This window comes from Curvibacter fontanus (assembly GCF_054780335.1).
In genome coordinates this window covers 318721-332612 of sequence record NZ_BAAGWN010000012.1, presented here as the reverse complement: position 1 = coordinate 332612, position 13892 = coordinate 318721, and the positions used below count along the sequence as shown (strand labels likewise).

Genomic DNA, 13892 nt, shown 5'->3' with positions numbered 1-13892 from the left:
GCATGATGTGTACTTCTGCCATCAGCGCTTCATGCAGATCGACCTGCATGCGCTGCGCGCTGATACTTGAGTCGAAGGTGTTACCCATGTCCTGGCACACCCGTTACCCATGTCCCCGGTCTATACAATTTGGAGATGCAGATGATCGACGTTTATTCCTGGGCCACGCCCAACGGTCACAAAGTCCACATCATGCTGGAGGAATGCGGCCTGCCCTACCGCGCGCACCCAGTCAATATCGGCGCGGGCGACCAGTTCAAGCCCGAGTTCCTGGCGATCAGCCCGAACAACAAGATCCCGGCCCTCGTCGACTCCGAGGGCCCGGACGGCCGGCCGATCTCGCTGTTCGAATCAGGCGCCATCCTGCTCTACCTGGCCGCCAAGACCGGCAAGTTCCTCCCGAAGACGGACCGGCAGAAATTCGAAGTCTTGCAATGGCTGATGTTCCAGATGGGCGGCGTCGGCCCCATGCTGGGCCAGACCCATCACTTTCGCATCTACGCACCCGAGAAGATCGACTACGCCGTGAACCGCTACACCAACGAGGCCAAGCGCCTTTATGGCGTGATGGACAAACAACTCGCGCAACACCGCTACATCGCAGGCGACGAATACTCTATTGCCGACATCGCCATCTTCCCCTGGCTGCGCAGCTGGAAGAACCAGGGCATCGACTGGGCCGACTATCCACACCTGAAGCAATGGTTCGATGCCATCGCGGATCGCCCGGCCGTGGTGCGCGGCGTGCAGGTGCTGGCCGACCAGCGCAAGCCCCTGGTGGACGACAAGGCGCGCGAGATGATGTTCGGCGCCACGCAATACCAGCGGCGCTAGGGCCTGCTCACACCTTACCAGGGCTTGTCGGGCAGCCCTGACCAGAGCGCGTCCAGGTCAGGGAATTTCCATAGCGCCGGATCTTCGCGACCGGCGATCTTGTCATGGCAACTGGGTGCCGACAGGTCGAGGATCTCGGGTGTGATGCGCAGGCTGGCCTTGGTGGAGTAAAACACCTTGACCAGCGGCGCGGTCAGCGCCTTGTTCGACTGCTCCACCACCACCCCCAGGCGCCCGGAAGTCAGGCGCACCAGCGAGCCGATGGGATAGATGCCCAGGCTCTTCACGAAAGCCTGGAACACCTTCTGGTCGAAATGCCCCTTGGACCACTCGGCCATCTTGCGCAGGGACTCGGCCGGATCCCAGCCGTTCTTGTAAGGTCGGTTGGAGGTGATGGCATCGTAGACATCGCACACCGCCCCCATCTTGGCAAACAGGCTGATCTCCGCATCCTTGAGCCCCTCGGGATAACCCGAGCCATCGGTCTTCTCATGGTGATGCAGGCAGACGTCCAGCGCGATCGGGTCCACATTGCCCACGGCCATCAGCATGGCGTGCCCCTGGAGCGGATGGCTTTTGATGATGGTGAACTCAGCGTCGGTCAGCTTGCCGGGCTTGTTGAGCACCTTCATCGGCGTGGCCGCCTTGCCCAGATCGTGCAGCAGGCCGGCCAGGCCGGCCGAGCGCGTCTGCGCCTCGTCAAGACCCAGCTGGCGTGCCAGCGCGATCATCATCGCGCACACTGCCACCGAATGCATATAGGTGTAGTCGTCAGCCGTCTTCAGGCGCGCCAGGCTGATCAGCGCACTGGCGTTGCGCGAGACCGAGTCGGAAATCTCGTCGACCAGGCGCTGGGCGCCGGCGGCATCGACCGTCTTGCCCATGCGCGCTTCCTGGAACATGGAGACTACGGCTTTCTTGGACTGCAGACAGATCCGGACCGCCCGCTCGTATTCAACCGCGACGGTCACCGGCTCCGTCCGCCGCTGGGCCTGCACCAGCGCCAGCAACTCCCGCTCGACCTGAGCTTCGGATTGCGCCTCGGACACAGCGTTCTGGCCCGCGGGCACATCACCGCCCTTGTCACTGTCGATCCAGACTTCCTTGATGCTGCTGGCCAGTATGCGTTCCAGGTCCTTGGGATCCTTGAGAAGGAAGCCGCTGCGCCAGAAAGGATGTTCCATCCAGGAACCGCAGAACTCCTTGATGTGCATCCCGAGGATCAGTTGGTCGACGCGGATACGCTTGAGCATGTGCTGTGGTTCAACCTCGCACGGGGCGAAGTGTGTGCGACTCATTTTACCGAAGATGCTTGCTGTGACCGGCTCAGCGCAGCAGCACACCCGCCTGGCGCAGATACGCCAGCACCTCGGGACTCACAGGCCCCAGCGCACGGGCCTGCTCAGCCTGCCGGGCGGCTGCGTCCAGTTGGCCCAGGGCAGCCAGCGACACCGCTGCCCCCAGCATCCAGCGTGGCTCTCCAGCCCTCAGCTGCAAGGCCGCCAGATAGGCCTGGACGGCTTCCTGATGACGTCCCAGGCGCTGGGCCGCGTTGCCCCGCACCGCCCACAGATCGGCCTGCCCCGACAGCATCGGCTCCAGTCGTCCCAGCAGGGACAGCACCGCAGCCGGTCGGCCCTGGACCAGTTCCATGCGCACCTGCTCGCGCACCAGCTGGGCCAGCAAGGGAACATCGACCGGCTGACTGCGCTCAACAGCCGTCACCGCTTCGCGCACCAGCTCCAGGGCCGGCTCGCGGGAACCTGCATTCCAGAGCAACTGGGCCTGAGCCAGCGTTTCCTGGGCCAGGCTCTGCCTGCGTTGCAGCGCCAGGCTGGTCGCAGGGGCGCTGGCGGTTGCCGAGGGAAGCAGGGCGGCGGCCTCGGCCTTGGCAGTTGCCGGCGCGGGTGTCACCGGGTCGGGGATGGAGGACGAGACGCGTTCTCTGCTGAGCCGTTCCTTGCGCTCGGCTGCCGCGGAAATTTTCGCCTCAGCTTCGTCCGCCTCGGCCCGTCGTTTCTTCTTGCGGCTTACCACCGGTTCCGCCGCAACCACCGGTTCGACGGGGACCACAGCAGCGCTTTCGCTCACCGCGATGGCAGGCTCGACCGCTGCGCTGGCTACCGGCTCCGGTGCCGAAGCGGCTGGCATCGGCGGACTGGCCGGAAGTTCGGCCGGCGCCGGCGTTGGCACGGCAGGCGCACCCGGTTCCAGGCGCCAATACACCGCTGCGCCTGCAGTCAACAGCAGCAAGACAGCCAACAACCAAGGTGCGGAGGATCGGCGCTGCGCAGACGTCACCACGCTGGCCGTGCCCTGCATGGCGGCCGGACTGGCCTGGCGCGGATAGTCGGGCACGGCGCCATCGGCTCGCCGGGCGTCGAGATCTCGCAGCATCTTGTTGATGACGCTCACACTGTTCCCCCTGCTTGCGGTTTAACGGAACGCGGCCCCAGCAGACGACGCCACCAACGGGCGGGGGACCAGCGTGAGCCACGTCCCGTGTGCAGTTGCACCCCAGGCGTATCGGCTGCGGCCAGCGCCACATGGCGCTCCAGCACGCGATGCGTGTTTTCGCCGAAGGCCAGCAACAGGCATTTGTGGGCCAGCACATTGACCAGGCGCGGCACGCCACGGCTGTAACGTGCCAGGGCCACGGCAGCTGCAGGCTCGAACACGCGGATATCGGTCAAGCCGTCTGCGGCGGCCACGGCCAGGCGGTGCGCCAGATAGGCCCCCACCCGCTCGGGCTGCATGCCTCCCAGGTATTCACTGAAGGTGATGCGCTGCAGGAGCTGGCGTATCTGCGGGCGCGCCAGAATTTCATCGAGCTCAGGCTGGCCGAACAAAACGATCTGCAGCAGCTTGCGCTTCTCGGTTTCCAGGTTGGACAGAAGTCGCAGGCTCTCCAGGGTGGCCATGCGGGTGGCCTGCGCCTCGTCGATGCAGACCAGCACCGAGCGCCCGGCCTCGGCGTGCCTGAGCAGGCCTTCCTGCAGGCTGGACAGCACCTGGTGCCGGCTGAGCGGGGGCACCAGCTCGATACCGAGCTCCCGCGCCAGGGCCATCAGCAGATCATCCGGCCCCATGTCGGGGTTGGGAATGTAGGCGGTGACGAATTCGTCCTGCAGGCTGCGCAGCAGCTGGCGGCACAGCAGGGTCTTGCCGCAACCGACCTCACCCACGATCTTGAGAAAGCCCTCGCCACTGCGCAGGGCGATCAGCAGGGTGTTCAACGCCGCCTGCGCCCCTTCGTGCGGATAGAAAAAAGCCGGGTCGGGCGTGATGGAGAACGGCAGTTCACGCAGGGAAAAGTGCCGCAGGTACATGATTTACCTGGCCGCAGGCGTCGCAGGCGAATCCGGCCCCGCACCTTCGAGCCTGATCACGCGACGACGGCTGGCATCGATGTCTTCCAGCGCGGCGCGCGAGCGCTCGGTCTGCGCCTCCCAGTCCTGCGCGGTGCGGATGATGGTGGGCTTGATCAGAACCACCAGCTCTTTCTTGCGGGCGGCGCTGGCGCGGTTGCCCAGCAGGAAACCGAAGGGATTGCCCTCGGCCGTCGACCCCGGCACGCCCGAAGCGCTTCGGCTCGAAGAGATCTGCATCAGGCCGCCGATGGCCGCGATATTGCCGTCCTGCAGGCGGACCATGGTATCGGTCTCGTTGACACTGCTGGAAGCCAGCGGCAGACGGTAAAGGCCGACACTGCCCAGGTCCACGTCCTTGGTCTTCTCCGTGACCGTGGTCCCCGAGGGATGGATGTGCAGCATGATGCTGCTGCCGTCATCGATCTGCGGTGTCACGTCCAGCGCGATGCCCGAGAAGAAGGGTGTGAGCGTCAGCGTGGGCAGCGTGGTGCTGCCGGCCACGCCGGCCACGCCACTGCTGGTCGTCGTGCCGCCGGTGACGTTGGTCACGAAATAATCGTCCGCACCGACCTTGAGCACGGCCTTCTGGTTGTTGAGTGTGGCCAGACGCGGGCTCGAGAGGGTTTGCACATCACCCTGCGACTCCAGGAAACCCATAACGACCGCGAACTGGCTGGTGGCCAGCGCCAGGCCGAACAGGCCGCCGCCCGCGGCCACCGAAGGAATCCGAACCGGCGTCACCCCCGAAGCAGTCGCACCGGACGCCAGCAGCGCGTTGGAAGTCGCCACACCACTGCCCAGCACGCCGAGCAGACCGGTGCCATTGCTGTCGGAGCCGAAAGCGCCCCAGTTGATGCCGCTTTGCTGGCCTTCACGCAGCTCGACCTCGACGATCTTGGCTTCCAGCATGACCTGGCGCTCGACCGCCACCTGGGTCGCCTTCAGGAAGCGCTCCACCTGGCGCAGTTCCTCGGGCATGGCGCGCACGGCCATGATGCCGGCCTGCGGGCTGATCACCACGTTGCGGCCCTCACCCTTGCCCACCAGGCCGCGCACGGCATCCGACAGCTCGGTCCAGAAATCCGATTTCGAATCGGTCGAGATGCGGCTGCTCTCGCCCTGGCGCTGGGTGCTCTGGGCAGCGGCACCCTGCTGCGCCATCGCCGTGGTAGCCACCCCCGTAGCGCCCACGACGCCCGTGTTGGCCGGCGCGGAACCGGAGGACACACGCACCTCGCTGCGTCCGATGCGCTGCGCATGCGGGTAGTTCAGCGTGAAAATGCGCGTCTGCAGCGTGGGCGCGTAGATGGTGATGCGGCGCCCCTCGATACGGAAGTCGTAGCCGTAGACATCGCGGATGGACTCCAGGGCCTCTTTCACCGTCACGCCGCGCAGCGTCACGGAAATGCCCCCCGTCACATCGGGATGCATCAGCATGCTGTAGCGCGTGTCGGCCACCAGGGCCAGGAAGACTTCGCGCGCATTGGCGTTGTTGACCAGCAGGTCCAGGCGCGGCTCGGGCGGCGCCGGCACGGTCGGCGGCGCCGGCTCGGCCAGCGCGTCACTGACGCGTGCGGGCACGGTGCCACTGGCGGCGGTCTTGGGTGCTGCTGCCAGTTCCGTGCGGATCGTTTCAGCCACGTCGGGGGTGCGGCGCGGCCGCTCGGCACAACCTGCCAGCAGACCCAGGCACAGGACGAGGCCGGGCATCAGCCCGGGCATTGCTGGCCGGCGGAGGAGACGGGTGGTCGTCGTTGCGGTCATGATGTTGCCATTTTCATGCATAAAGGTGAAATTCAGGGCTGTTCAGGAGGCACGCTGCGGCGCAGCACACCCGCATAAAGCGGAACCTTGCGCAGGGCGCGCCCCTCGCGCAGCCAGACCTCGGTTTCGGTGATGCGTTCGATGCGGGCCCGGCCCAGCATCTGGCCTTCGGCGTAGAGGCGGGTGCCCACAGCCACATGGGGCCGGCCATCCACCACAATCACGGGCCAGCGCCCCTGGTTGGCACGGGCGGCCGGCGCAGCCGCCCCGCCCCCGCCGCCACCCGGCGGCAAAGTGGGATCGCGCAAGGTCTGAGCCCCCAGTGAGGCCGAAAGCAGCAACAGCGCCAGACCGATCCGCAAGCCGCTCATGGCGCAGCTCCCACGAGCCAGACCTGCAAGGTCAGCTCGGCCGATTGTTGACGTTCACTGCTCATCTTCATGACACCCCAGCGCAAGGCCGGCAAGGCGCGCTCCAGGGTCTGAACATAACGGGTCAGTTCGTGATATGAGCCGGCCACGGTCAGCTCCAGGCCCTGGCGCGTCATGCCCGCCGCCGTGGCCTCCTGCCCGGCGCGGATTTCGGGGGCCAGCGTGGCGGTGCGTACCAATACCAGGCCCTCGTGCCGGCGCAGGAAATGCACCAGCACCTTGGTCAGGGGCGTCCCGTCCGCTTTCGCCAGCGGCATCTGCGCGATTTCCTGGTTCACGACCGTCAGGCGTTCGCGCACCTGCGCCAGTTCCTCGCGCACCTGCTGGCCCGGCCCGGTCTCGTTGCCGCTGTTCCTGAGCTCATCGCGCAGGCGTTGCAACTCGGTATCCTGTGCGGCAAAACGCTGCGCGATCTGCTGATGCAGCGCCTGGACCGGCGCCAGCCACAGCACATTGGCCAGCAGCATGGACAGGACGATCAGGGTCAGAAACAGGAACGCCCGCTCGCGCAGACTCAGCGCATCGATGCGTGCGGCCAGCTTGGTCCACCAGGCCTTCATGGCTTGCCTCCCGTGCCAGCCTGGGGGGGCAAGGCCGTCACCAGGGTGTAGGACCACAGCGGCCCGGAAACCGCCGGTACGGCTGCGGCGCCAGCGGCACGCTGCTCGGTTTTCACGCGCTCCACCTTGACGACGGACAGTTGCTGCCCTTCGAGCAGGGGGCTCTCCGACAGCCTGGTCACCCAGCCATTGAGGGCGGCCGGCTCCAGCGTGTAGCCGCTGAGTTCCAGGCGCAGGTCGTCGGCGCGGACTTCGGTCACCCAGGCTTGCGGCGGGATGCTGCGGGCCACCAGCTGCAGGCGGGCCGCATGCCCGTAGCCTTCGCGCAGCAGCCCGCGCCTGAGCTCGCGCAACAGCAGTTCGCGCTGCTGCAGCTCGGTCTGCCGGGCCTGCAATTCCTTCAGCTGGGCAGCATCGGCTGGCGCCGCATTCGCCCGGTTGATCTGGATGGCGGCCTGCAGGCGTGCAATTTCACGCTGGTTGCTGCTCACCGCCTGCTGGTATCCCGCGCTCAGGGACTGCAGGGTCCAGGACCAGTAGCCCGACAGCAGGCCGCCCAGCAGCACGAACACGCCCAGCGAGCGCGCCATGGTGGACGCCGAGAAATAACGCTTTTGCGTCAGGAAGATCGGGTTGCAGAGATTGATTTGCTGGGGCATGGTCTTCTTTCTGCGGCTCAGAGCTTGCGCCCTTCAATGCGCAGCAGCACACCGAGCAAAGGCCAGCACAGCAACCGGTCCGCCTCACTGCCTCCCTCGAACCCCGGGAACTGTGCCGACACGTCCAGCGCTGTCACGGCCTGCCCCAGTTCGCGGGCCAGCAGGGCGGCCAATTCAGCAGTGCGAGAGCCTGCCTGCACGCCGATGCGGTCCAGCGCCAGCATGGGCCAGGTACGGTCCCAAAGATCCAGCGAACGCTGGGTTTCCACCACCAGGCGCTGGGCCGGGTCGGCCTCCTGCCCAGGCGGCGTGAGCGCCAGATCGGCTTCGCCGTTCGCGGCCGCAGGCGTCTGTCCCCAGGCGGCCTGCATGAAACCCGTCCCCAGATCGATGCGGCGGGTGTAGAACAGCTCTTCGTTCGCGCAGATGGTCAGCAGGGCCTGGCTGTCATCCACCATCACGATCGCGGCGTGGGCACGCTCGGCGCCCCCCGTGCGACGGGCCAGCGCCGACTGCAGGTTGCGCTGCGCCAGATCCTGAATGTCGATGACCTCGACGTCGCAGCGGGCCGCCTGAGCCGTCTGCATGAGGTCCCGTATCACGGCATTGGCCGCGGCCACCACAAACACGCTGCCCGAGGCCCGGACCTTGTCATCGCCGACCTTGAGCACATCCAGCGTGAGGTCGTCCACGTGCATATTGACCATTTCCCGGATCTGCCAGCGCGCGGCCTTGCGCAACTCCTCGGGCGGCACGGCCGGCGCATCGATCTGCAGCATCTGGTACTGCGCCGGCCTCAGCATGGCTCGTGCCGTCTTGCCGCGCAGACCCAGCGTCGTCAGCTGACGCGCCAGTTCATCGCCGGGCTTGCCCCCCTCAGGACGCAGCACCCCGAAACGCTGCACGCGATACCGGTCGTCCGTGTCCTGGCGTGCCTGGACGTAAGCCAGGGCCTGGCCGTCCCAGGCCAGCACCAACTGCTCGACTTGCCGGCCACGCCGAGTCAGAAAACGCGGCAGGGTCAAAGCCACCGGAGCAGCCCCCATGCGGACGTCAGCTTGGACAGAAAATCTTTATTCACCGGCATCATCTGGCAGGACCATCACATCGATACTTGCACAGCCCGTATTGTGCTCTGCTTTTCATAGCTGATCACACAGATGGGACGATACGAAAACGCGTTTGCGTACTATTTGGCGAATTGTCCATGAAAACCAGCAAGACACGCCACATTGCAAACATCACACTACACGCTCGTCACAAGAACACAACGCCCCTGATCAAGTCTCAGATTCCATTCGATGCATCAAAGACAAAGGGCCCTTTCGGGGCCCTTTGTCTTTGGCAATCGAGCCGGCAGCGAACGGTGTCGCCGCCGATAACCATCCGGACTTAGATGCCGATGATGGTGGCAGTGGCCGTCGCACCTTTGGGCGATGTGACCGTGCAGCTCGTCGTCACGCCAGCCGCACCCACCGTACCTCCCAATGTGTAGCCAGTAGGAACTCCACCTTGAAGAATGGCACCCGCAGCTGTCTGGCAAGCAATGTTGGCGGTTGACGTCCCCTTGGTCGAACTCGCACTCCGGGCCGCGTAGTTGACCGCGCTGGCAGAAGAAACCCCACCCGCAACACCCTGCACTGCAGCGGCATCAGCATCGGAGCTCAGATCAATAAACTTCGGAATCGCCACGGCAGCCAGGATGCCGAGGATCACGATCACCATCACCAGTTCGATCAGGGTAAAACCACGTTGCTGCTTCATGACAGGCTCCAATCAGGGATTAACTTGCTAAGGGTGCGGCACCAAGTAGCACCGCTATCACTTTCGTAGTATAGGCCCGAAGCTGCGGCCCCGTACCCACGGCGGCCCCGATTCGTGTGGAAAACGTCACACGAACCGGGGCGTTTACACATGCTTTATCCGCCCCCACGCCCCATGGCCGCCTGGCCCAGGTTCCACAGGGGCAGAAATACGCCCAGCGCCAGCAACAGCACCAGCACGCCGATGAAGACCAGCAGCACGGGCTCGATGGCCGTGGACAGCCCCTTGATGGCGTAATCGGTATCGCGCTCGTACAGATCGGCGATTTCGAACAGGAGGGAGTCCAACTCCCCCGTCTCCTCGCCCACGGTCATCATCTGTAATACGACAGGTGTGAAGACACCGGTTGCTGCAGCGCAGCGTGAAATGCTCTCGCCGCGCTCGATACCCGCGCGCATCTGTTCGATACGCGAAGCGATGTAGGCATTGTCCACGGTCTGAGCCACGACGGCCAATGCCTGCACCAGGGGAACCCCGCTCTGGCTGGACAAGGCAAAACTGCGGGCAAAACGTGCCAGCGTGGCCTTGAGGATGATGGACCCGACGATGGGCAATGCCAGCTTGCGCCGGTCCCAGTTGTAACGCCCCTGTGGATTGCTCAGGTAAGAACGGACCAGCACCACACCGGCCGCCGCCAGGGCCAGCAATACCGGCCACCAGGTGATCATCCAGCTCGAAAATCCCAGCAAACCGCGGGTGATCAAGGGCAACTGCGCATTGAAACCGGCGAAGACTCTGGCAAACACCGGCAGCACAAAAAGATTGATGATGACCATGGCGATCAGCATGGCGACGATCACGAAGGTCGGGTAGCGCAGGGCCTGCTTGATGCGTGCCCGGGTATCGCGCTCGAACTCCAGGTGCTCCGCCAGGCGCAGGAAAACCTCGGTCAAACGACCTGTCATCTCGCCCACCCTGACCATGGCGACGTAAAAAGGGCCAAAGACTTTGGGGTGACGCGCCAGGGAGGTCGCCATGTCACGCCCCTGGTCCAGGCTGGCGCGCACGTCCTGCAGCACCTCGCCCATGGCGAGATTGTCCGTCGACGACTGCAGCCCCGCGAAGGCACGCAGGATGGGCACACCCGCCTTGTTCAAGGTGTACATCTGGCGCGAGAAGATCAACACGTCTTCAATGTCGATGGAACGGCGTTTGAGCTGCTCCCACCAGCTCTCCTGGGCCTGGACCTGCGGCGCCGGCTGAATTTGCACCGGCACCAGACCCAAGCCCAGCAACTGGTCGGCCACGGCGTCCTCGGATACCGCATCCAGCTCGCCCTGGATCAGTTCACCCAGGGTGTTGCGCCCCCGCCATGCGTAGACAGCCATGGTCGCGCCTAATCCTCGAGGTCGTAGCCCACCCGCATGGCCTCGGCCAGCGAAGTGCGGCCCTGGCGGACAAGTTCGAGGGCGTGGTACGTCAGCGTCTGGCCAGCCAGGCGTTCACGGGCCGCACGCAGGAAGGCCGCCGGGTCCGAACGGCTGGCCGACTGGGTGAGTTCGGCATCCATTTCGAGCATCTCATAGACCCCCTGGCGGCCGGTGTAACCGGTGCCGTTGCAGGTCGAGCACCCACGGCCCCGCAAGGCATTGATGCGCTCCCCCTCTTGCAGCAGGCCGGACAGCCAGGCCGTTTCATGGGCATCGGGCTCATGGGGTTCGCTGCAGACCTCGCAATTGATGCGCACCAGGCGCTGGGCGATCACAGCTTGCAGCGAAGTGGCCACCATGTACGCTGGCACCCCCATGTCCAGCAGGCGGAAGGGCGTGCTGGCCGCGTCACGCGTGTGCAGGGTGGACAGCACCAGGTGGCCCGTGATGGCCGCGCGCAGGCCGATCTCGGCCGTCTCGGGGTCCCGCATTTCGCCGACCAGGATCACGTCCGGATCCTGGCGCAGGGTAGACCGCAGGACCTTGGAAAAGGAAAGCTCGATCTTGTCGTTGACCTGCACCTGGGTGATGCCCGAGAGGCGATACTCCACCGGATCCTCGACCGTGATGATCTTCAGCTCGCTGGTGTTGAGCTCGGCCAGCGAGGCATACAGGGTGGTGCTCTTGCCCGAACCGGTGGGACCCGTGACCAGGATCAGCCCCGAAGTCCGGCCCAGCAACTGTTGGTAGCGCTGCAACATGGCCGGTGGCATGCCCACTTTGTCCAGCTGGCGCACGCCGCCGTCCAGGCTGAGCAGACGCATGACCACCGACTCGCCATAGGTGCTGGGCATGGTGGACAGGCGCACGTCGATGGTCCGCTCCTTCAGACGCACGCTGAAACGGCCATCCTGCGGCAGGCGTTTCTCAGAAATATCCAGGCCCGCCATGAGCTTGATACGCTGCGCCAAGGCAGCGCCGATGCGTTTTTCGGCCTGGGTCTGGGTCTGCAGCACGCCGTCGACACGCACGCGGATCTGCAAGCCGGATTCCATCGGTTCGATGTGGATGTCGGAAGCCCCGACCTGGGTGGCATCCTCGAACAGCGATTGCAGCAGGCGCACCACCGGTGCGCCTTCGGCACCCGCCGAGGCCGTCAGTTCGCCAAAGTCAACCGCATCTCCCAGGTCCTTCTCGAGCGCACGGGCCAGGCCGCTGATCTCCTCCGAGCGACGGTAGAGACGATCGCAGGCCAGGGCCAGCTGGCTCTCGGGCACAGCCGCGATCGCGATATTGCGCTTGAGCAGGCGCGTGATCTCGTCGTAGGCGAACAGGTCCAGCGGATCGGCCATGGCCACCAGCAGACTGTCGCCCTTGTCCTCCAGAACCAGGGCACGAAAGCGCCGCGCTGCCGATTCCGGCAGAAGCTTGACCACGTCACCGCGGAAAGGATAGGTCTTGAGATTGATGAAGGGAACGCGCAACTGCCGGGCCAGCGCGTCAGCGAGCAATTCTTCGGTGATGACACCGCTCTCGATCAGCAGGCGACCCACCTTGCGGCCAGTCTGCTGCTGCAGCTCCAGGGTCTGTTGCAGCTGTTCCTGCGAAATCAGGCGCTGCTGGACCAGCACGTCGCCCAGACGCAATTTCTCCGGACGCCCGGCGGCGCGCGCGCCGGCCGGCTTGGCGGAAGCAGCAGCAGCCATGTTCATGCGTCAGTCCTTGAGTGGCACCATAACTATGAAAATAGTAGCACGAGCGACCCGATTTGAGTCGCCGTCTGGCACACGGAAGTGGGGAATCAGTGCAAATGTCGCGGTTTGCGTCCGCCACCGTGGCCTCCATGGCCACCGGAACCGCGAGGCGGCTTGCCGATCTCCAGGGAATTGACCAGTGAATCGAAACGCTGGCTGAACAGGCGATCAACCTCGCTCACCACCCCGCTCAGTTCGGCCGCGTCGAAGTGGCGTTCCATCAGGCTGATGACATCCTGCACCAGCAGGTCACGTTGCACCTGCATGATGGCCGCAGGGTTGGGACCCACGAAGAGCACCATGAAATCGTCGCGCGACTGGGCCTCGGGCTCAGCCTCGTCCTCGTCAAACTCGGTATCGTAAAAAGTGATCTCGATGGCGGCACCAGTCTGAGACAGCTCGTTGAGGCTCATGCACATCTCGTCGAGCGACTGGCGGAAGTCCTCGTCACCGATCACGCTCCAGCACAGCTGGAGCATGTGTTCCTGGGCATCGAAGCGTATGCCCGGCTCGTCCTCGTAATGGCTGTGCGCGCCATCCGCCAGCGAGCGGGCCCCAGCGTACTGCCACAGGGGTTTGAGCGCTTCCTGCAGCTGGTTGAAGTCGACGTCGGTGCGCAGGAGCACCTGTCCATGAACATGGATTTCAAAAGGGGCGTTGTAGCTTGCCATGGTGTTCTCTCTATACGCACTGGCACTCTAACAGGGTCAACTCCTCGCCAACCGGAATCGAACCCGCGCGCGCAGCGCGCTTCGTCATGATCGCCCTTGGGCGTGTCGGTTCGCGATCACCCACGAACATTGGAAATTGAAAATCTGGTGCCTCGAGCCGGAATCGAACCGGCACGCCCCATCTCTGGAAGCGGCGGATTTTAAGTCCGCTGTGTCTACCAATTTCACCATCGAGGCCATGCCGCCCTTGCATTGTCCCGCAAAAGACGCGATCAGCCCACCTGGACCGCAGCACTTGCGGACCGGGCAGGCCACCAGGCGTGTGAAATGGAGCGGGAGAAGAGTCTCGAACTCTCGACCTCAACCTTGGCAAGGTTGCGCTCTACCAACTGAGCTACTCCCGCATGGAGTCTGGAGGCGCGGGCCGGAGTCGAACCGACCTACACGGATTTGCAATCCGGTGCATAACCGCTTTGCTACCGCGCCAGAAGCTGAACATGACGACCCCCAAAGAGCCGGCCATTCCTTCAATAAAAAAGGGAAGCTTTTGCTTCCCTTTTCGGAATTTGGAGCGGGAAAAGAGTCTCGAACTCTCGACCTCAACCTTGGCAAGGTTGCGCTCTACCAACTGAGCTATTCCCGCGCTTCAAGCCT

13 protein-coding genes and 4 tRNA genes are annotated in these 13892 nt (G+C 64.6%); 1 reads left to right on the top strand and 16 read right to left on the bottom strand.

All coding sequences use genetic code 11. The annotated features are described in order from the left end of the window. Positions 1 to 141: 141 nt before the first annotated feature. On the top strand, positions 142 to 834 hold the full coding sequence (locus tag ACYVH8_RS09440; RefSeq protein WP_460488602.1) for a glutathione binding-like protein: 693 nt from the start codon (positions 142 to 144) through the stop codon (positions 832 to 834). A gap of 14 nt (positions 835 to 848) precedes the next feature. Here ACYVH8_RS09440 and ACYVH8_RS09435 read toward each other — a convergent pair whose 3' ends face one another. The 16 genes from ACYVH8_RS09435 to ACYVH8_RS09360 all read right to left on the bottom strand — a co-directional run bounded on the left by ACYVH8_RS09435 (position 849) and on the right by ACYVH8_RS09360 (position 13881). Further along, positions 849 to 2087, bottom strand: coding sequence for an HD-GYP domain-containing protein (locus tag ACYVH8_RS09435; RefSeq protein WP_460488590.1), 1239 nt, complete (start codon positions 2085 to 2087; stop codon positions 849 to 851). A 73-nt stretch (positions 2088 to 2160) separates the two neighbouring features. Continuing rightward, the gene (locus tag ACYVH8_RS09430; RefSeq protein ID WP_460488589.1) at positions 2161 to 3231 is read right to left on the bottom strand and encodes a hypothetical protein; all 1071 of its coding nucleotides are present in this window, start codon (positions 3229 to 3231) and stop codon (positions 2161 to 2163) included. A gap of 14 nt (positions 3232 to 3245) precedes the next feature. Continuing rightward, positions 3246 to 4163 (bottom strand): ExeA family protein, encoded by a 918-nt coding sequence (locus tag ACYVH8_RS09425; RefSeq protein WP_460488588.1) that lies wholly within the window; start codon positions 4161 to 4163, stop codon positions 3246 to 3248. Positions 4164 to 4166: 3 nt separating this feature from the next. Then, entirely contained in the window at positions 4167 to 5915 is a 1749-nt protein-coding gene (locus tag ACYVH8_RS09420) for a secretin N-terminal domain-containing protein (RefSeq protein ID WP_460488587.1), read from the bottom strand. A gap of 86 nt (positions 5916 to 6001) precedes the next feature. Then, positions 6002 to 6340, bottom strand: coding sequence for a hypothetical protein (locus ACYVH8_RS09415; RefSeq protein WP_460488586.1), 339 nt, complete (start codon positions 6338 to 6340; stop codon positions 6002 to 6004). Next, complete coding sequence (locus tag ACYVH8_RS09410; protein WP_460488585.1) at positions 6337 to 6960, bottom strand: hypothetical protein; 624 nt, start codon at positions 6958 to 6960, stop codon at positions 6337 to 6339. Before ACYVH8_RS09410 ends, ACYVH8_RS09415 begins: the two co-directional genes overlap by 4 nt. Then, entirely contained in the window at positions 6957 to 7619 is a 663-nt protein-coding gene (locus ACYVH8_RS09405) for a PilN domain-containing protein (protein WP_460488584.1), read from the bottom strand. The genes ACYVH8_RS09410 and ACYVH8_RS09405 overlap by 4 nt, the downstream gene beginning before the upstream one ends. Positions 7620 to 7636: 17 nt before the next feature. Then, positions 7637 to 8650 carry a pilus assembly protein PilM gene (gene pilM, locus ACYVH8_RS09400; protein WP_460488583.1) on the bottom strand — a complete coding sequence of 338 codons (1014 nt, stop codon included), beginning with the start codon at positions 8648 to 8650 and terminating at the stop codon, positions 7637 to 7639. Between the two features lie 361 nt (positions 8651 to 9011). Further along, positions 9012 to 9383: a pilin gene (locus tag ACYVH8_RS09395; RefSeq protein WP_460488582.1), complete on the bottom strand. Its 372-nt coding sequence runs from the start codon at positions 9381 to 9383 to the stop codon at positions 9012 to 9014. Positions 9384 to 9538: 155 nt separating this feature from the next. Continuing rightward, positions 9539 to 10771: a type II secretion system F family protein gene (locus ACYVH8_RS09390; RefSeq protein WP_460488581.1), complete on the bottom strand. Its 1233-nt coding sequence runs from the start codon at positions 10769 to 10771 to the stop codon at positions 9539 to 9541. An 8-nt stretch (positions 10772 to 10779) separates the two neighbouring features. After that, positions 10780 to 12525: a GspE/PulE family protein gene (locus tag ACYVH8_RS09385; RefSeq protein ID WP_460488580.1), complete on the bottom strand. Its 1746-nt coding sequence runs from the start codon at positions 12523 to 12525 to the stop codon at positions 10780 to 10782. A gap of 89 nt (positions 12526 to 12614) precedes the next feature. Beyond that, positions 12615 to 13238, bottom strand: coding sequence for a DUF6806 family protein (locus ACYVH8_RS09380; RefSeq protein WP_460488579.1), 624 nt, complete (start codon positions 13236 to 13238; stop codon positions 12615 to 12617). 145 nt (positions 13239 to 13383) lie between these two features. Then, positions 13384 to 13475: transfer RNA gene (locus ACYVH8_RS09375), tRNA-Leu, on the bottom strand. Positions 13476 to 13566: 91 nt separating this feature from the next. Further along, a tRNA-Gly gene (locus tag ACYVH8_RS09370) sits at positions 13567 to 13642 on the bottom strand. An 8-nt stretch (positions 13643 to 13650) separates the two neighbouring features. Beyond that, a tRNA-Cys gene (locus tag ACYVH8_RS09365) sits at positions 13651 to 13724 on the bottom strand. A gap of 81 nt (positions 13725 to 13805) precedes the next feature. Further along, positions 13806 to 13881, bottom strand: a tRNA-Gly gene (locus ACYVH8_RS09360). Positions 13882 to 13892: the final 11 nt, after the last annotated feature.